Below are 17,519 nucleotides of genomic sequence, written 5' to 3'. Positions count from 1 at the left end.
TTGATTACCAACCTGTAACGTTCTTCTTGCTCTCCGTACGCATGGGGCTCGCGGCCTCCGGGGAGCGCGCGGGGCGGGCCAGGACGATCACGCAGACGGTCGCGACGGCGGCGAGACAGGCCAGCGCCAGGCACACCGTGTGGAGCGCGCCGGTGAAGGCCTCCCCCTCCAGCCGCCCGCCGCTGAGCGCGGCCAGCATCGCCCCGGCACCCGCCAGCATCACGGTCTCGATCGCCAGCCGCGCCGTGTTGAACAGCCCGGCTGCCGCGCCGACCCGCTCGCGCGGCAGCTCCGCGATCGCCAGGCCGTCCAGCACGCCGTTCGACAGCCCGACCCCGACCCCGACGAGCGCGAACGGCGCCAGCATCCCCACCGGCGCGCTGTCAGGTCCCACGGTGACCATCAACAGCGCGCCGAGGCCGCTGGTCGCCACGGAGGCCGCCACGGTCGTCACGGGCCACGCCCGCGCCAGCGCCGCGCCGGCGGGGGGCAGCACCACGGCGGGGACGGTGAGCATCAGCAGCCACAGCCCGGCCTGCCCGGGCTCCACGCCGACGACGGAGATCAGGTAGGAGGGCAGGTAGACCACGAGCGGCACCAGGATCCCCATGAGCGCCCCCGCCGCCAGCGCGAACGCCAGGAAGCGGCGATCCGCCAGCAGGTCGAGCTGGACCATGGGGTCGGCCGAACGCCGTTCCACGACCACGAACAGCGAGGCGAGCAGCACCGCGGCCGCCAGAGCGCCGACGACGAGCGGGCTGCCGAACCCCAGCGCGGGGCCCTCGTCGAGGGCGAAGATCAGCAACAGGAGCGAGGTGGTGAACAGCGCCGCGCCCGGCCAGTCGACGGTACGGCCCTCGCCGCCACCGAACCTGGGCAGCACGCGCACCAGCGACAGGACGACGGCGGAGATCGCCGCGGGCACGGCGAAAACCGCCCGCCAGCCCAGCCACTCCACCAGCAGCCCGCCGACCGTGGGCCCGAAGGCCAGCCCGGCGCCGAGCACCGTGCCCAGCAGGCCGAAGGCCCGCGCCCGCGCCCGGCCGTCGAAGGCCGCGGCCAGGATCGACGAGCCGCCGGTCGTGGCCGCCGCGGCGCCGATGCCGCCCAGGGCGCGTACCAGGTTGAGGACGACGATGTCGCCCGCCAGAGCCCCGGCCAGGCTGCTGACGCCGAACAGCGCCACGCCGCAGGCGAAGACGCGCCGCCTGCCGAGCACGTCCGTCAGCGAGCCCGCGAACACCAGGAAAGCGGCGAAGCAGGCGTTGTAGCCGTTGACCACCCACTGGGTCGCGGCCAGGCCCGCGCCCAGCTCGGCCCTGATGCCGGGCAACGCGACCGAGGCCCCGGTGATCGTCAGGGGGATGGTGAGGAAAGAGACAAGAATGATGAGAAGGGTTTTGCGCACCGCGCGCTCCGCAGATCAAGAAGGGAGCCGGGGCAGCATTGACGGCCGCACCGGCGAACTGACGGGCTGATGCGGCGGCTCAGAAACGGGTTGACGCCGCCGCTAGAGGCGGCGGGCTCTGTCCGAGATGGGCACGGTCCATCTCTACCGATGATCGCGTCGCGCGTCAAAACCTTTTCGGCGGACCGAAGCCACCCCCGACACCCCCGGCGCCCCAGCGCCCCGCCTCGCCCTGCCGCCTCGCCCCGCCCTGCCTTGCTGCCCCGCCCTGCCTTGCTGCCGTGCCTCGCCTCGCAGGCGACGTCCAGTCTTACGGGCAGCACCCGGCCCACCACACCCGGTCTCACGGGCAGCACCCGGCGCGCGGTAGTGGCCACCGAGCGGCGGCCACCGGCCTTCGTGACACCGAGCGGCGCCTCCTCCCACCGGGAGGCGTCTCCATCCGCCCGACGGCCCCACGGACGGCACCTCCATCCGCCCGACAGCCCAGCGGACGGCACCTCCAACCGCGCGACAACCCTGCGGACGGCGCTTCCAACCGCGCAACGGCCCCGCCGGGCGGCACCTCCATCCGCCCGACCCGTGGGCGCCGGAGGCAGGCGTCCGACCGGCATCCCGAGGTGGCCGGGAGCAAGCCGCCGGGGCGGCCCGACGGCGTTCCCCCGCGCATGGACCACACCGGTCGCGGCGCGCTTCAGGCTCTGCGGTCGCGGCGTCCGTACCTGGCCACGCGCCAAGCCCCGCGGTCGCGGCATGCGCCGCACCCGCGGCGATTCAAGCACCACAGCCGCGCCGCACGCCAAGCTCGGGACGACGGGTATGGCGGGTACGACCGGTACGGCGGGCGGAACGCCGGAGGTCAGCCGACGGTGACCCGCACGCCCGCGTCTTCGTCGTCGTCGAGGTCGACCTCCACGCCCATGTCCTCGGCGATGCGCAGCGCCTCCTCGATCAGCGTCTCGACGATCTGCGACTCGGGGACGGTCTTGATGACCTCTCCCTTCACGAAGATCTGCCCCTTGCCGTTGCCGGAGGCCACGCCGAGGTCGGCCTCGCGCGCCTCGCCGGGCCCGTTGACGACGCAGCCCATGACCGCGACGCGCAGCGGCACCTTCAGACCCTCGAGCCCGGCCTGAACCTGCTCGGCCAGGGTGTAGACGTCGACCTGGGCGCGACCGCACGACGGGCAGGAGACGATCTCCAGGCCGCGCTCGCGCAGGCCGAGCGACTCCAGGATCTGGGTGCCGACCTTGACCTCCTCGACGGGAGGGGCCGACAGGGAGACGCGGATGGTGTCGCCGATGCCTTCGGCCAGCAGCGCGCCGAAGGCCACGGCGGACTTGATGGTGCCCTGGAAGGCGGGGCCCGCCTCGGTGACGCCGAGGTGGAGCGGGTAGTCGCACTGCCGGGCGAGCTGCCGGTAGGCGTTGATCATCACGACCGGGTCGTTGTGCTTGACCGAGATCTTGATGTCGCGGAAGTCGTGCTCCTCGAACAGCGAGCACTCCCACAGCGCGGACTCCACCAGCGCCTCGGGGGTGGCCTTGCCGTACTTCTGGAGCAGGCGGGGGTCGAGGGAGCCGGCGTTGACGCCGATGCGGATCGGCACGCCGTGGTCCTTGGCCGCCCTGGCGATCTCGCCGACCTTGTCGTCGAACTTCTTGATGTTGCCCGGGTTGACGCGGACGGCCGCGCAGCCGGCCTCGATGGCGGCGAAGACGTACTTCGGCTGGAAGTGGATGTCGGCGATGACGGGGATCTGCGACTTCTTCGCGATGATCGGCAGCGCGTCGGCGTCGTCCTGGGACGGCACGGCGACCCGCACGATCTGGCAGCCTGAGGCGGTCAGCTCGGCGATCTGCTGCAGGGTGGCGTTGATGTCGGCCGTCACCGTCGTGGTCATCGACTGGACCGAGACCGGCGCGTCGCCGCCCACCGGCACGTTGCCGACCATGATCTGGCGGGAGTGGCGCCGCTCGGCCAGCGGCTTGGGACGGACCGACGGAATGCCCAGTGCTACGGAAGTCACGTCCCCCAGTCTAGGCAGCGATACGGACCGGCCGGTGCCGTGGTTCAGAACATCCCTTTAGCGGTACTCCGCGCCCATGCGTCAGCGGCGAGGACTTCGTCCACGGATGTGGCCGGCGTCGTGACGTGCCGTTCGACCACCTTCGCGACGGTGTCGACGATCCCGAGGAAGGAGAGCCTGCCCTGCTGGAAAGCCTCGACGCACACCTCGTTGGCGGCGTTGTAGACGGCCGGGGCGGTGCCGCCCTCGGCGCCGACGTGCCTGGCGAGGGCGACCGCGGGGAAGGCCTCGTCGTCGAGCGGCTCGAAGGTCCAGGTGTGCGCCCTGGTCCAGTCGACGGCCGGGGCGGCGCCCGCGACACGGCCGGGGTGGCCGAGCGCCAGCGCGATGGGCAGCCGCATGTCGGGCGGGCTGGCCTGGGCGATCGTGGAGCCGTCGACGAACTCCACCATGGAGTGGATGATCGACTGCGGGTGGACGACGACCTCGATCCTGTCGAAGCCGATGTCGAACAGCAGATGCGCCTCGATCACCTCCAGGCCCTTGTTGACCAGGGTGGCCGAGTTGATCGTGATCACCGGCCCCATGGACCAGGTGGGGTGCGCCATCGCCATCTCGGGCGTCACGTCGGCCAGCTCCGACCGCGTGCGCCCGCGGAACGGCCCGCCGCTGGCGGTGACGACGAGCCGCCTGACCACCTCGGGGTCGTAGCCGCTTCCCGGCGGAGCCGCCGCCCACAGGCTCTGCTGCAGCGCCGAGTGCTCGGAGTCGACCGGCAGGAGCTGCCCCGGCTTGGCCAGTCGCTTGACCAGCGGCCCTCCGATGATCAGTGACTCCTTGTTGGCCAGGGCGAGCGTGCGGCCGGCCTCCAGCGCGGCCAGCGTGGAGGTCAGCCCGAGCGCGCCGGTGATCCCGTTCAGCACGACGTCGGACTCCATGGCCGCCACCTCGGCGACCCCTTCGGGCCCGCCGAGCACCGTGACCCCCGGCAGCGCCTCCTTGAGAGCGGGTACGGCGGCCGCGTCGGCCACCGCGACCGTCTTGGCCCCGGTCCGGACGGCCTGCTCGATCAGCAGGTCGACCCGCCCTCCCCCCGCGGCCAGCGCGGTGACGCCGAACCGCCCGGGGTTGCGGTCGATGACGTCGAGGGCCTGGGTGCCGATGGATCCGGTCGATCCGAGCACGGTCACGGAGCGGGAGAGGTCTGAGTCCACGGCCCCATTGTTCCGCATGCCCGCAACTCCCGTTAACCAGGTGAATTCATGTAAATAAATGTCCGAATAACGCTATATCCGTCTGAGCAAATCTTGAGAAATCTGGATATTGGTGCCGCTAACTTCCAACCTCAGTTCCGGTCAATGGAGGTACGCATGCACCGCAGACTCGCTCTGCTTTCCATCCTCACCCTCGCCGCCGGCGCCACCGCCCTGCCGGCGGCGTCGGCACAGGCGGGAGCGGGACCGAAGCCGGTTACCGAGGAGGCCGCCGAGACCAAGACCGAGCAGAAGGCGGTCGCGCGGTACTGGACCCCGCAGAAGATGGAGGACGCCCAGCCGCTCAACCCGCCCGCCCCCCGCTCGCGCGCCGCGTTCGGCGTGCCCGGCGAGCCCACCACCGGCATCCCGTGGGAGGCCCCGCCGACGAGCGCGGCGCCCACCGACCCGCAGGCGGCGCAGGCGAGCTCGGGCAGCGCGTGGACCGGCGGCGGCGCGATCACCAAGACCGCCGGCCGGGTGTTCTTCACCTACCAGGGCCGCAACGCCTCCTGCTCGGGCAACGCGGTGACCAGTGCCAACAAGAGCGTGGTGCTGACCGCCGGGCACTGCGTGAAGATGGGCGGCGCCTTCCACACCAACTGGGTGTTCGTGCCGGGCTACGACAAGGGCGCCAGGCCGTACGGCACGTGGGTGGCCACCAAGCTGCTGACCACCCCGCAGTGGGACGCCCGCGAGGACATCAACCACGACGTCGCCGCCGTCGTGGTCGCGCCGCTGCAGGGCAGGGCGCTGACGGACGTCGTGGGCGGGCAGGGCGTGGCCTTCAACCAGGGACGGCGCCAGCAGATGCACTCCTTCGGCTACCCGGCCGCCGCGCCGTACGACGGGTCGAGGCTGATCTACTGCAGCGGCAGGACCTTCGACGACTTCCTGATGTCCAAGGACCACGGGCTGACCTGCAACATGACCGGCGGCTCGAGCGGCGGTCCGTGGTTCGTCGGCTTCGACGAGAAGACCGGGCTCGGCACCCAGAATTCGGTGAACAGCTTCAAGTACAATTTCGCGCCCAACTGGATGTTCGGCCCGTATTTCGGCGCCGAGGCGCAGGCCGTCTACAACGCCGCCCAGAACACCAACGCCCTCTGAGCCGATTTACCGAAAGTAACCACAAGGACACATCTTGTAGTGCAGACTCGGGGCTCATGACTTCGAGCCTCCCCCTGCTTGCGTCCGCGCCGCTCGTCGCGGGCATGATGGGCGCGGCACTGATCGGCGCCGCGCCCGTCCACCACCCGTCGAAGCAGGACGCCGCCGGCGCGCGACGGCCGGCGGACGTCGTCGAGCACGTGGCCGCGCGCAGCACCGTCGAGCAGCGCCGCGTGCTCGACTACTGGACACCGCAACGGATGTCGCGGGCGCTGCCCATCGGCCTGCTCGACAGCGTGGCCAAGGGCGCGCTCGACAAGGACGCGCTGACCAGGGGCTCGCTCACCAGGGGCGCGGCGGCGGAGGGTGCGCTGCCCAAGGAGGTGCTTCCCAAGGAGGTGCTTCCCAAGGAGGTGCTTCCCAAGGGCGTGCTGCCCAAGGACGGCGGGCTGCTCAGCGGGCTCAGCAACAGGGCGGGCCTGGCCACCGCCCCCGACCTGTCCGGCGCCACGGGCTCGGTGGCCGCGCCGCGCCGGCAGAACAGCCGCCCGTCCGCGACCACCAGCGGCTCCCGGTGGATGACGGGAGGCGCGGTCACCCGCACGACGGGGCGGGTGTTCCTGACGATGGACGGCGTCGACTTCGTCTGCTCGGCCAGCACGATCAGGAGCGCCAACAAGGACGTCGTCGTCACCGCCGGCCACTGCGTCAAGGACGGCACCGGCAGCTGGGCGGCCAACTGGACGTTCGTGCCGGGCTACGAGGCCGGTGGCGGCCGGCCGTACGGGACCTTCACCGCCCGCCGCATGTTCGTGGCCGGCCCGTGGTCGCGGTCCGGCGACGACAGCTACGACCTCGGCATGGTCGCGCTCAACACCGCGGGCGGGCGGCACGTCACCGACGCGGTCGGCATGCAGGAGATCGCCTTCAATCCCACCCGCGGCGGGCAGACCTACGGCTTCGGCTTCCCCGCCGACCCGCCCTTCGACGGCGAGCGGCTCATCTACTGCGCCGGCCGGGTCGCCGAGGACCCCCACGGGCAGACCCGCGACCAGGGCCTGCGTTGCGACATGACCGCGGGTTCCAGCGGCGGCCCGTGGCTGACCTCGTTCGACGCGGTCACCGGGCGCGGCATGGTGACCTCGGTGAGCAGCTTCAAGTACAGCGACGACCGCGGCACCATGTACGGCCCCTACTTCGGCGACTCCGCCAAGGCCCTGTACGCGAGCGCGGAACGGGCCTGACCGGCGCGCCGCCCGGGCTCCTGCCCGGAGGAGGGCGGCGGAGCGGTGAGAGCGATGACACACGGGTGAAACACCGCTCCCGTTAGCCTCCTGTCCATGCAGGTCACCAGAGTTCCCGCGGAGTCGCCGCGGATCGTCGAGTTGTGCGCCGAGCAGCAGGCCGAGCTGGCCTGGCGGCAGCGTGCGGTCGTCGACGACACGCCCAAGCACCTCGACCCCCGCATCTCCTTCCTGCTGCTGCACGAGGGAGAGGAGGTGGCGGGCTGCGCGGGGCTCCAGCCGCTGGAGCCGGGGGTGGGCGAGCTGAAGCGCATGTACGTCCGCCCGGACCACCGCGGGCGCGGTCACGCGCGCCTGCTGCTGACCGAGATCGAGAAGCTCGCGGTCGAGTACGGCATGCGCACGCTCCGCCTGGAGACCGGCCGCCTGTTCGACGAGGCGATCGGGCTCTACACCTCCTGCGGCTACCGCCCCATCCCCCGCTTCGGCCCCTACGCCGAGTGCGCCGAGAGCGTCTGCTTCGAGAAGAGCGTCTGACCCCACACCCCCACACCTCTGTTCACCAGGGGTTTCACTCGATACTTGGCTGAATGACCAGTCAGTGGGTAGGGTTCGCGGCATGAGAATCCTGCTTGTGGGAGCCGGCGGCGTCGGCTCCGCCGTGGTGCCCATCGCCGCCCGCCGACAATTCTTCGAACACATCGTGGTGGCCGACTCCAAACAGAACCGGGCGGCCGAGGCCGTCGCCCAGGTGAACGACCCCCGGTTCAGCGCCATCCAGCTCGACGCCGCCGACCGTGCCCAGGTCGCCGCGGCCCTGCGCGAGCACCGCTGCGACGTGCTGTTCAACGCCGTGGACCCGCGCTTCACCATGCCCCTGTTCGAGGCCGCGCTCGAGGCCGGCGCCCACTACCTCGACATGGCCATGTCCCTGTCCAGGCCGCACCCCCGCAGGCCGTACGAGCTGACGGGCGTGAAGCTCGGCGACGAGCAGTTCGCGCGCGACGCCGAGTGGCGCGCGAACGGCAGGCTCGCGCTGGTCGGGATGGGCGTGGAGCCCGGCCTGGCGGACGTGTTCGCCAGGTACGCCGCCGACCACCTGTTCTCCAGCATCGACGAGGTGGGCATCAGGGACGGCTCCAACCTCGTCGTCGAGGGCTACGACTTCGCGCCGACCTTCTCCATCTGGACGACGATCGAGGAGTGCCTCAACCCGCCGGTGGTGTGGGAGGACGGCGACTGGCGCACGACCGAGCCGTTCAGCGAGCCGGAGGTGTTCGACTTCCCCGAGGGCATCGGCCCGGTGGAGTGCGTGAACGTCGAGCACGAGGAGGTCCTGCTGGTCCCGAGGTGGATCGACGCCAGGAGGGTGACGTTCAAGTACGGCCTGGGCGAGGAGTTCATCGGCGTGCTGAAGACGCTCCACAAGCTCGGCCTCGACGGCACGGACAAGGTCAGGGTCGGCGACAAGGAGGTGGCGCCGCGCGACGTGGTCGCCGCCAGGCTGCCCGACCCCGCGACGCTCGGCGACAGGATGCGCGGCAAGACCTGCGCGGGCACCTGGGTCAAGGGCGTCGGCAAGGACGGCCGCCCGCGCGAGGTCTACCTGTACCACGTGGTCGACAACGCCTGGTCGATGCGGGAGTACGGCGCGCAGGCCGTGGTGTGGCAGACCGCCATCCACCCCGTGGTCGCCCTGGAACTCGTCGCGCGGGGCGTGTGGAAGGGCGAGGGGGTGCTCGGTCCCGAGGCGTTCGACGCCGTGCCGTTCCTCGACCTGCTCAGCGAGTACGGCTCGCCGTGGGGCATGAGGGACCAGTCGGAGGACCGGGCCGCCTAGCTGTACCTGGCGCCCGGGAAGGCCACCACCTCGGCCGGAACGATCGGGAACAACGCCTCCGCGCAGTCGGCGCACGCCATCACGCGGGAGTCGTCGGGGAGCCGGCCGACATGCACCCTGGGGCGCGGCCAGCGCTTGTGGCAGACGACGCACGCTTCACCGTCGCGTTGCGCCTCACTCATGCCGTCGGCGTCGAAGGTCACCAAGCCGGGCCAGTCCATCACGCTCCTCGCGCTTCGCCGCTGGGGGGTGCACCGGAACCGTTATAGCTCGGTGATCGTTTAGCGCGTTGCCAAGCGAGAGTGAAAACTCGGCGATGGCCATACGCAAAAACGGGCATCCAGCGCAAGCCGGATGCCCGTTTTTCGCGTCGTTATGCGGACAGCGCCTTTTCGAGGATGCCGAGGCCCTCTTCCAGCAGGTGCTCGGGGATGACGAGCGGCGGCAGGAAGCGCAGCACGTTGCCGTAGGTGCCCGCGGTCAGCACGAGCAGGCCCTCGGCGTGGCACCTGCGGACGACCTCGGCCACCGCCTCGGGGTTCGGCTCCTTGGTGCCGGGCTTGACCAGCTCGATCGCGATCATCGCGCCGCGGCCGCGGACGTCGCCGATGATGTCGTGGCGCTCCTGCATGGCGCGCAGCCTGGGCAGCATGATCTCGCCGATGCGGCGGGCCTTGCCGACCAGGTCCTCGGCCTCGATGGTCTCCAGGACGCCGAGCGCGGCCTCGCAGGCCAGCGGGTTGCCGCCGTAGGTGCCGCCGAGGCCGCCCACGTGCACCTTGTCCAGCAGCTCGGCGCGGCCGGTCACCGCGGCCAGCGGCAGGCCGCCGGCGATGCCCTTGGCGGTGGCGATGATGTCGGGCACGACGCCCTCGTCCTCGCAGGCGAACAGGTGGCCCGTACGGGCGAAGCCGGTCTGCACCTCGTCGGCGATGAAGACGATCCCGTTCTCGCGGCAGAACTCGGCGATGCGAGGCAGGAAGCCCTTGGCCGGCTCGATGAAGCCGCCCTCGCCGGCGATCGGCTCGATGACGACGGCGGCCACGTTGCTGGCGCCGATCTGCTTGGTGATCGCGTCGATGGCCTGGGCGGCGGCTTCCTCGGCGCAGTTCTCGGGCCCGGTCGGCCAGCGGTACGGGTAGGCCAGCGGCACCCGGTAGACCTCGGGCGCGAACGGCCCGAAGCCCTGCTTGTAGGGCAGGTTCTTGGCGGTGAGCGTCATCGTCAGCAGCGTGCGCCCGTGGTAGCCGTGGTCGAAGACGACGACGGCCTGCCTGCCGGTGGCCAGACGCGCGACCTTGACCGCGTTCTCGACGGCCTCGGCGCCGCTGTTGACCAGGAACGAGCGCTTCTCGTGGTCGCCGGGCGTGAGGCTGTTGAGCTTCTCGCACACCTCGACGTACGACTCGTAGGGCGTGACCATGAAGCAGGTGTGGGTGAAGTCGGCGACCTGCTTGCCGACCCGCTCGACCACGCGCGGCGCGGAGTTGCCCACGCTGGTGACGGCGATGCCCGAGCCGAAGTCGATCAGGGAGTTGCCGTCGATGTCGACGACCACGCCGCCACCGGCCTGCGTCACGAAGACCGGCAGCGTCGTGCCGATGCCGGGCGGGACGGCCGCCTGCTTGCGCGCGAGCAGCTCCCGCGACTTCGGGCCTGGGATCTCGGTGACGAGGCGGCGTTCCTGCGGAAGCGCCGGACCTCCCTGCTGGTTACTCATGCTTGTGACGCTACGGCGGGCGGCGCCGTGTGCCGATGTGTCGCGATGGCACAATGGGCCTAGCTCGCTTTGCCGGAATGGACAAACACTCGATGGCGCCTTCTCTGCAGACAGTGGTGCGCCGCATGCGCCTGATCCCGCTGGCCGGTTCGCTCGACCGCCCCGTGCGCTGGGTCGCGGTCAGCGAGCTCGAGGATCCGACGCCCTTCCTGGAGGGCGGCGAGCTCGTGCTCACCACGGGGATGCGCCTGACGACCGGCTTCGCGCCGTACGTCGGCAGGCTGGTGGAGCGCGGGGTGGCGGGCCTCGGCTTCGCCGTCGGGCTGACCCACGAGCACGTGCCCGCCGAGCTGGTCGAGGCGGCCGCCGCGGCGGGGCTGCCGCTCCTGGAGGTACCGCGCGAGACGCCGTTCATCGCCATCGGCAAGACGGTCAGCGACCTGCTGGCGGCCGAGCAGTACGAGGAGATCAGCAGGGCGTTCGCCGCCCAGGGCAGGCTGACACGGGCCGCGCTGCGGCCCGAGGGCACCCACGCGGTGATCGACAGGCTGGCCAGGGAGGTCGACGGCTGGGCCGTGCTGCTCGGCGAGTCGGGCGACGTCGAGCACGCCACGCCGGACGCCCGTCTCGGCGCCGTCCTGCCGGTCCTCCACCGGTTGCGCCGCGCCTCGAAGGACGGTGCGACCGGTGCGGGCCCGGCCGAGCGGCCGCTGGCCAGCGTGGCGCTGTCGTCGCCGGGCGAGCACGTGATCGTGCAGCCGATCGGGGGCGCCTCCAGGCGCATCCGGGGCTTCTTCGCCGTGGGCGCGCCGCACCCCTTCTCCCCCGTCGCGCACACCGTCGTCAACGCCGCGGGCTCGCTGCTCACGCTCGCCCTGGAGCAGGGCCGGACGCTGGTGGCGGCCGAGCGCGGGGTGCGCGCGGCCGTCCTGACGCTGCTGCTGGCCGGCGAGGTCGACCAGGCGCGCGCGGCGCTGGCCCCGCTCGGCGCGGTGCTGCCCGAGGAGCCCTTCACCGTGCTGGCGGCCGACGCGGAGACCCTGGAGCCGCTGGAGCCGCACACGTTCACCAGCGGCGGCATCGCGCTGGTCGAGCAGGTTCCCCCGCTGGGCGAGGCGCCCGCAGGGGTCAGCGCGCCGGTGCCGTACGCCGACCTGGACAGCGGCATCGACCAGGCGGGCCGCGCGCTGGAGGCGGCGCGCAAGGCGGGCGGCACGGTGCGGTTCGCCGACCTCGCGGGGCAGGGCCTGCTGGCGCTGCTCGATCCCGCGGCCGCCGGCGCGTTCGCCGCGGCCCTGCTCGCGCCGCTCAACGAGTACGGCTCGCGGGCCGACCTCATCGAGTCGCTGCGGGCCTACCTGACGGCCAACGGCCACTGGGACGCGGCGGCGCAACGGCTCGGCGTGCACCGGCACACGCTGCGCTACCGGATGAAGCGCGTGTCCGAGCTGCTCGGCCGCGACCTCGACGATCCAGGGGTGCGCGCGGAGCTGTGGGTCGCGCTCAACTCTTCGGGGCCAGGTAGCCGGAGATCGTCGCGGTCGTGACGGCCTCGTAGGTGCGGCCGTCGCGCAGGTGGCCGGCGCGCTCGAGGCTGATGGCGCCCTGCGCGGCCGCCCAGAGCGCGTCGGCGATCTTGCGCGGCTGGGTGGGGACGAGGTAGCCGGCCGAGATGCAGTCGGAGATCACCCTGTCGAGGATGTTGAGCGCGGCGCGGGCCAGGGTCCTGGCGCGCTCGCTGGGCTCGAAGCCCGGGATGGCCTTCTCGAACATCAGCGGGTAGAAGCCCGGCTCGGCCATGCACGCCTCGCGGTAGGCGGGGCCGAGGGCGCTGAGGTACTCGAAGGGGTCCTTCCTGGCGGGCACCGCTTCGAGGAAGCGGCGGAACCGCTCGAACCCCTCCAGGTAGAGCGCCTCGGCCAGCCCCTCCCTGCCGCCGAACATGGTGTAGACGACCGTGGTGGAGCAGCCCGCCTCGGTGGCGATCCGGCGCATCGACAGGCCGTCGGCGCCCTCGGCGGTCAGCAGGTTGGCGGCGACGTCGAGGAGACGGCCACGCAGCTCGTCGTGGGATGTCCGCTCGCCCAGCAGATAGGCACCCTGAAGCCCCAGCGGCGCAGTGGAGGTCATGGGGCTTGGCCTTTCACGCTCGGGGGAACCGCACCAAGAGGACTTAGCCAGGACGGAGATCCCTCAAACCACTCGACAACCTAAACATCCCGAAATAGCACTACTTCCGTTACACAATCGGGAAGGAGAGTTTGTTCGTAACGGCCTGCTCCCTCCTCGCTGTTGTGCAACGTGGAGAACTTACCCGCCTCGGGTTCTGGCATAGCGTCGAGGTATGGACGTGCGCACCTTCTGGCTCGCTGGACGCCCCGCCAAGGGGGACACCGAGCTCACCGTTACCAACTCCCACGACGGTCGCGTGGTCGGCATCTACTCGGTGCCCACCGAGGCTCAGGTCGAGGAGGCGATCGCCGCGGCGGCCGCCGTACAGAAGGAGGCCGCGGCGCTGCCGGTGCACGTACGCGCCGAGGCTCTGGCCCACGTGGCCAAGCGGCTGGCCGAGCGGGCCGAGGAGATCGCCCAGCTGATCACCGGCGAGAACGGCAAGCCCATCTTCTGGGCGCGCGGCGAGGTCAACCGCGCGATCTCCACCTTCCGCTTCGCGGCCGAGGAGGCCAGGCGCTGGTCGGGCGACGTGCAGCGGCTCGACACCGAGCCGGCCGCCACCGGCCGCCTCGGCTACGTCACCAGGCAGCCGCGCGGACCCGTGCTGGCGATCACGCCGTTCAACTTCCCGCTGAACCTCGTCGCGCACAAGGTCGCTCCCGCCATCGCCGTCGGCGCCCCCGTCATCGTCAAGCCCGCCCCCGCCACGCCGCTGTCGTCGCTGGTGCTGGGCGAGATCCTGGCCGAGACGGACCTTCCGGCCGGCATGTTCTCGGTCCTGCCCGTCGAGAACGAGCGCGCCGCCGCGCTGGTGCAGGACCCGCGACTGCCCGTGGTGTCCTTCACCGGATCGGGGCCGGTCGGCTTCGCGATCATGGACCAGGTGCCGCGCAAGCACGTGACGCTCGAGCTCGGCGGCAACGCCGCGGCCGTCGTGCTTGCCGACGCCGACCTCGACTGGGCGGCCTCACGCGTGGCGCTGTTCTCCAACTACCAGGCGGGCCAGAGCTGCATCGCCGTCCAGCGGGTCATCGTCGAGGAGTCGGTGCGCGAGGCGTTCGAGGAGAAGCTGCTCGCGGCGGTCTCCACCCTGGTCACCGGCGACCCGCTCGACGAGAAGACCCAGGTGGGACCGCTGGTCTCCCTGGCCGCCGCCGAGCGCGTGTCCGCGTGGGTGGACGAGGCCGTCGCCGCCGGCGCCCGCGTGCTGGCGGGCGGCACCCGCGACGGCGCCACCGTCACGCCGACCGTCCTCACCGACGTGGCGGAGGACTCGAAGGTCTCCTGCGAGGAGGTCTTCGGCCCGGTCATGATCCTCAAGTCGGTGGCGTCGGTGGACGAGGCGTTCGCCGAGGTCAACAACTCCAGGTTCGGCCTGCAGGCGGGCGTGTTCACCCGCTCGCTCGACACGGCCTTCCGTGCCAACCGCGAGCTGGAGGTCGGCGGCGTGATCATCGGCGACGTCCCGTCGTACCGGGCCGACCAGATGCCCTACGGCGGCGTCAAGGAGTCCGGTGTCGGCCGCGAGGGCGTCCGCTCGGCGATGGAGGACCTCACCTACGAGAAGGTCATGGTCCTCACGGGCCTGTCCCTCTGACCGTTCGCGAGCCTGCGGGGCGGCTGCCGTCCCGCAGGCTCGACGCCTGGTCAAGGCCGCAGCGCTGCCAGCTGCTGCTCGAACGGCACGACCTCGTCGTCCTCCCGGATGACGGGCCGCGCCCCGCCCACCAGGCCGGCCAGTTCGGCGGCCGCGCGCTCGACGCGTTCGGGCAGCCCCTCGGCGCCCCAGTCCTCCGACGCCGCGTAGACGGCCGTCGGCACCACGATCGCCCGCAGGTAGGCGAACATCGGCCGCAGCGCGTGCTCCAGCGCCAGGGAGTGCCTGGCCGTACCGCCGGTCGCGGCGATCAGCACCGGCTTGCCGGCGAGGGCGTCGTTCTCGATCACGTCGAAGAACGACTTGAACAGGCCGCTGTAGGAGGCGGTGAAGATCGGCGTGACGGCGATCAGGCCGTCGGCCGAGGTGACCGCCTCGACGGCGCGGCGCAGCTTGGCGCCGGGGAACCCGGTGACCAGGTTGTTGGCGATGTCGACGGCCAGGTCGCGCAGCTCGATGACCTCGATCTCCGCCCCGGGCAGCCGCGCGGCGCTCGCCGCCGCCAGGCGGTCGGCGAGCAGGCGGGTCGAGGACGGCTGGCTGAGACCGGCCGAGACGACGGCGAGCTTCATGGGTCACACTCCTACGGCAGCGGTGGCCTTGGCCAGCAGCGACTGGTGGGTGGGGGCGTCGGGCACGTTGGCCGGACGGCCGACGGCGAACTCCTTGCGGAGCACGGGCACGACCTCCTCGCCCAGGATGTCGAGCTGCTCCAGCACGGTCTTCAGCGGCAGGCCGGCGTGGTCCATCAGGAACAGCTGGCGCTGGTAGTCGCCGAAGTACTCCCTGAACTTGAGCGTCCGCTCGATGACCTGGTCGGGGCTGCCGACCGTGAGCGGGGTCTCGGCCATGAACTCCTCGAGCGAGGGGCCGTGGCCGTACACGGGGGCGTTGTCGAAGTACGGGCGGAACTCGCGGATCGCGTCCTGGGAGTTCTTCCGCATGAACACCTGGCCGCCGAGCCCGACGATGGCCTCCTCGGGCAGGCCGTGGCCGTAGTGCGCGTAACGCCGCCGGTACAGGCTGATCAGCCGCTGGTAGTGCTCCTTCGGCCAGAAGATGTTGTTGGCGAAGAAGCCGTCACCGTAGTAGGCGGCCTGCTCGGCGATCTCGGGGCTGCGGATGGAGCCGTGCCAGACGAACGGGGGCACGCCGTCGAGCGGCGCCGGCGTCGAGGTGTAGCCCTGCAGCGGGGTGCGGAAGCGGCCCTCCCAGTCGACGACCGGCTCCCGCCACAGCCGGTGCAGCAGCGAGTAGTTCTCGATGGCGAGCGGGATGCCGTCGCGGATGTCCTTGCCGAACCAGGGGTAGACGGGTCCGGTGTTGCCGCGGCCCATCATGAGGTCCACCCGGCCGTCGGACAGGTGCTGCAGCATCGCGAAGTCCTCGGCGATCTTCACCGGGTCGTTGGTGGTGATCAGCGTCGTGGACGTCGACAGGATGAGCCGCTCGGTCCTGGCCGCGATGTAGCCGAGCATCGTCGTGGGCGACGAGGCGACGAACGGCGGGTTGTGGTGCTCACCGGTCGCGAAGACGTCGAGGCCGACCTCCTCGGCCTTGAGGGCGATCGTGACCATCGCCTTGATCCGCTCGGCCTCGGTCGGCGTCCTGCCGGTGGTCGGGTCGGTGGTGACGTCGCTGACCGTGAAGATACCGAACTGCATGGCGATCTCCGCTCCTTCATGTTGAAGTTTCAATCGTCATGAACAGTGACCACTCGCAGGATATTCCACCCGGCAGGACGTGGCAACGGGGGGTAAAAGAAAGGAGCGCCCCGGGGTCGGGGGAAACACCCGGGACGCCCCTGGCGAGCGTCGCCCAGCGGGGGGACGGGCACGCCCGCGGCATGGTCAAGCGAAGGTCGACAGGCCCCCGATCAACCCACCAGTTCACTCCACCGTTTGGTCCAGGTGGCGTAGTCAGTGCATTCCCCGTCCCGGGGTTTGCAATCCCCCGGTGGGCGTACCGCAAAGGTGATCTTTTTCAGCTTCGCCGGGTCGTCGGCTTCGTAGGCCGCGCAGATCCGCTTCGCCCGTCCCTTGCACGCCGCGGGGTTGGCGGGGGCCAGGCCCGCCCACGCCGCGGCGTCGCGCTGGGTCTCGGCCGTGGCCGTCAGGCTCAGCCAGCGGTAGGCGCAGTCGAGGCTGGGCGTGTTCGCGTTCAGCATCCAGGAGTCGACCCAGCCCGTGGTCGGGGCGCCCAGCGCCCTGACGTCCCTGCCCGCCTTCTGCAACAGCATCCTGAAGTACGGCGTCGCCTGCGCGATCTCGACCTCGCCCGTGGCGAACGCCCGCACCAGCGAGATCGGTTCCCGCCAGTAGAGCCGGTGCTTGTTCTTGCCCAGCAGCGTCACGGCCTCGTCGAGCTGCTCGGTCGTCAGCTCGTAGGGGTGGGCGACCTCGTCCGCCACCGCCGCGTCGGCCAGGCTCAGCGGGCTGTCGGGCACCGCCGACCGCTGGCTGTCGTAGAGGGCGAGCCGGTCGCGGGGCTTGATCTTCGCGGCGTCATAGACGATCTCGTTGACCCCCCACAGGTACGGCACGCCGTACACCTTGCCACCGACCACGCTCTGCTCGCGCAGTTCCTCGGCCAGCTCGTCGTACCCGGTGACCTTGGCGGTGTCGATGGGCTGCACCTGGCCGGCGGCGATCAGGCTCGCGGCCACCTCGGGGCCCGCCGAGATCACGTCGTAGACGCGCTCGCCCACCTTGGCCTGCATCTCCTGCGCGGTCTGCACCACGTCCAGCCTGGCGATGCGGCAGCCCGTCCTGCTCTCGAACTCCGCCACCCAGTTCTTGCCGCCCCCGCCCCACTCGGCATGCCCCTTGTAGGTGAGGATCTGCAGGGTGCCGTCGCTCTGCGGCGTGCTGGCCGTGGCCGTGGCGGTGGGCGTGGGCGTGGTGAGTGTGGTGGTGGGTGTGGGCTTGGCCGAGGGGGTGGGGCTCGCGGTGGGGGCGACCCGCACCGAGGTGGTCCGGCCGGCGGTCGCGTCCGCGCACCCGATCAACGTCAGGCACGCCACGCCGGCGACCGCCATGGCAGGTATGCGGTGCTTCACGAAGTCCCCCTTGTCCAGCCTGGAG

General features: G+C 71.3%; 15 protein-coding genes. 6 read left to right on the top strand and 9 right to left on the bottom strand.

Translation table 11 applies throughout. The features are described 5' to 3' along the window. Nucleotides 1-4: 4 nt before the first annotated feature. The 3 genes from ACWDLG_RS37245 to dxr all read right to left on the bottom strand — a co-directional run bounded on the left by ACWDLG_RS37245 (nt 5) and on the right by dxr (nt 4,651). Entirely contained in the window at nt 5-1,408 is a 1,404-nt protein-coding gene (locus ACWDLG_RS37245) for an MFS transporter (protein ID WP_449929145.1), read from the bottom strand. 859 nt (nt 1,409-2,267) lie between these two features. After that, a complete protein-coding gene (gene ispG, locus ACWDLG_RS37240; RefSeq protein WP_354917899.1) occupies nt 2,268-3,437 on the bottom strand; it encodes a flavodoxin-dependent (E)-4-hydroxy-3-methylbut-2-enyl-diphosphate synthase in 1,170 nt (389 codons plus the stop codon). A gap of 44 nt (nt 3,438-3,481) precedes the next feature. Next, entirely contained in the window at nt 3,482-4,651 is a 1,170-nt protein-coding gene (dxr, locus tag ACWDLG_RS37235) for a 1-deoxy-D-xylulose-5-phosphate reductoisomerase (protein WP_449929142.1), read from the bottom strand. A gap of 156 nt (nt 4,652-4,807) precedes the next feature. Here dxr and ACWDLG_RS37230 point away from each other — a divergent pair, with 156 nt between their 5' ends. The 4 genes from ACWDLG_RS37230 (at nt 4,808) to ACWDLG_RS37215 (ending at nt 8,884) form a co-directional block, all read left to right on the top strand. Next, nucleotides 4,808-5,800 carry a trypsin-like serine peptidase gene (locus ACWDLG_RS37230; protein ID WP_354917893.1) on the top strand — a complete coding sequence of 331 codons (993 nt, stop codon included), beginning with the start codon at nt 4,808-4,810 and terminating at the stop codon, nt 5,798-5,800. A gap of 56 nt (nt 5,801-5,856) precedes the next feature. After that, complete coding sequence (locus tag ACWDLG_RS37225) at nt 5,857-7,044, top strand: trypsin-like serine peptidase (RefSeq protein WP_449929140.1); 1,188 nt, start codon at nt 5,857-5,859, stop codon at nt 7,042-7,044. Nucleotides 7,045-7,140: 96 nt separating this feature from the next. Continuing rightward, nucleotides 7,141-7,581: a GNAT family N-acetyltransferase gene (locus ACWDLG_RS37220; RefSeq protein WP_449929138.1), complete on the top strand. Its 441-nt coding sequence runs from the start codon at nt 7,141-7,143 to the stop codon at nt 7,579-7,581. 82 nt (nt 7,582-7,663) lie between these two features. Then, complete coding sequence (locus tag ACWDLG_RS37215) at nt 7,664-8,884, top strand: saccharopine dehydrogenase family protein (protein WP_449929136.1); 1,221 nt, start codon at nt 7,664-7,666, stop codon at nt 8,882-8,884. Here ACWDLG_RS37215 and ACWDLG_RS37210 read toward each other — a convergent pair. Further along, on the bottom strand, nt 8,881-9,105 hold the full coding sequence (locus ACWDLG_RS37210; RefSeq protein ID WP_354917882.1) for a hypothetical protein: 225 nt from the start codon (nt 9,103-9,105) through the stop codon (nt 8,881-8,883). The two genes, ACWDLG_RS37215 and ACWDLG_RS37210, sit on opposite strands and share 4 nt — an antisense overlap. Before the next feature lie 152 nt (nt 9,106-9,257). Next, nucleotides 9,258-10,604 carry a 4-aminobutyrate--2-oxoglutarate transaminase gene (gene gabT, locus ACWDLG_RS37205; protein ID WP_449929133.1) on the bottom strand — a complete coding sequence of 449 codons (1,347 nt, stop codon included), beginning with the start codon at nt 10,602-10,604 and terminating at the stop codon, nt 9,258-9,260. Between the two features lie 125 nt (nt 10,605-10,729). On the opposite strand from gabT, the gene ACWDLG_RS37200 reads away from it, so the two are divergent. After that, on the top strand, nt 10,730-12,151 hold the full coding sequence (locus ACWDLG_RS37200) for a PucR family transcriptional regulator (RefSeq protein ID WP_354917877.1): 1,422 nt from the start codon (nt 10,730-10,732) through the stop codon (nt 12,149-12,151). On the opposite strand, the gene ACWDLG_RS37195 is transcribed toward ACWDLG_RS37200, so the two are convergent. Beyond that, nucleotides 12,108-12,734 carry a TetR/AcrR family transcriptional regulator gene (locus ACWDLG_RS37195; protein WP_449929131.1) on the bottom strand — a complete coding sequence of 209 codons (627 nt, stop codon included), beginning with the start codon at nt 12,732-12,734 and terminating at the stop codon, nt 12,108-12,110. The two genes, ACWDLG_RS37200 and ACWDLG_RS37195, sit on opposite strands and share 44 nt — an antisense overlap. 214 nt (nt 12,735-12,948) lie before the next feature. On the opposite strand from ACWDLG_RS37195, the gene ACWDLG_RS37190 reads away from it, so the two are divergent. Then, nucleotides 12,949-14,376 carry an aldehyde dehydrogenase family protein gene (locus ACWDLG_RS37190; protein ID WP_449929129.1) on the top strand — a complete coding sequence of 476 codons (1,428 nt, stop codon included), beginning with the start codon at nt 12,949-12,951 and terminating at the stop codon, nt 14,374-14,376. A 50-nt stretch (nt 14,377-14,426) separates the two neighbouring features. Here the strand turns inward: ACWDLG_RS37190 and ACWDLG_RS37185 are convergent, their stop codons facing one another. From ACWDLG_RS37185 to ACWDLG_RS37175, 3 genes are all read right to left on the bottom strand, one after another. Further along, a complete protein-coding gene (locus ACWDLG_RS37185) occupies nt 14,427-15,008 on the bottom strand; it encodes an FMN reductase (RefSeq protein ID WP_449929127.1) in 582 nt (193 codons plus the stop codon). Between the two features lie 3 nt (nt 15,009-15,011). After that, nucleotides 15,012-16,100 (bottom strand): LLM class flavin-dependent oxidoreductase, encoded by a 1,089-nt coding sequence (locus ACWDLG_RS37180; RefSeq protein WP_449929125.1) that lies wholly within the window; start codon nt 16,098-16,100, stop codon nt 15,012-15,014. Between the two features lie 212 nt (nt 16,101-16,312). After that, entirely contained in the window at nt 16,313-17,494 is a 1,182-nt protein-coding gene (locus tag ACWDLG_RS37175; protein ID WP_449929123.1) for an extracellular solute-binding protein, read from the bottom strand. Between the last annotated feature and the right edge of the window lie 25 nt (nt 17,495-17,519).

The sequence above is a fragment of the Nonomuraea sp. NPDC003727 genome, assembly GCF_053586935.1.
This window is presented reverse-complemented; position numbering and strand designations above follow the sequence as displayed.

What these genes read in the sequence shown, in the direction of transcription:
- ACWDLG_RS37190 (WP_449929129.1), top strand. Translation starts at nt 12,949, where the DNA reads ATGGACGTGCGCACCTTCTGGCTCGCTGGACGCCCCGCCAAGGGGGAC.
- ACWDLG_RS37210 (WP_354917882.1), bottom strand. Translation starts at nt 9,105, where the DNA reads ATGGACTGGCCCGGCTTGGTGACCTTCGACGCCGACGGCATGAGTGAG.
- gabT (WP_449929133.1), bottom strand. Translation starts at nt 10,604, where the DNA reads ATGAGTAACCAGCAGGGAGGTCCGGCGCTTCCGCAGGAACGCCGCCTC.
- ACWDLG_RS37180 (WP_449929125.1), bottom strand. Translation starts at nt 16,100, where the DNA reads ATGCAGTTCGGTATCTTCACGGTCAGCGACGTCACCACCGACCCGACC.
- ACWDLG_RS37230 (WP_354917893.1), top strand. Translation starts at nt 4,808, where the DNA reads ATGCACCGCAGACTCGCTCTGCTTTCCATCCTCACCCTCGCCGCCGGC.
- ACWDLG_RS37195 (WP_449929131.1), bottom strand. Translation starts at nt 12,734, where the DNA reads ATGACCTCCACTGCGCCGCTGGGGCTTCAGGGTGCCTATCTGCTGGGC.
- ACWDLG_RS37185 (WP_449929127.1), bottom strand. Translation starts at nt 15,008, where the DNA reads ATGAAGCTCGCCGTCGTCTCGGCCGGTCTCAGCCAGCCGTCCTCGACC.
- ACWDLG_RS37220 (WP_449929138.1), top strand. Translation starts at nt 7,141, where the DNA reads ATGCAGGTCACCAGAGTTCCCGCGGAGTCGCCGCGGATCGTCGAGTTG.
- ACWDLG_RS37225 (WP_449929140.1), top strand. Translation starts at nt 5,857, where the DNA reads ATGACTTCGAGCCTCCCCCTGCTTGCGTCCGCGCCGCTCGTCGCGGGC.
- ACWDLG_RS37200 (WP_354917877.1), top strand. Translation starts at nt 10,730, where the DNA reads ATGCGCCTGATCCCGCTGGCCGGTTCGCTCGACCGCCCCGTGCGCTGG.
- ACWDLG_RS37215 (WP_449929136.1), top strand. Translation starts at nt 7,664, where the DNA reads ATGAGAATCCTGCTTGTGGGAGCCGGCGGCGTCGGCTCCGCCGTGGTG.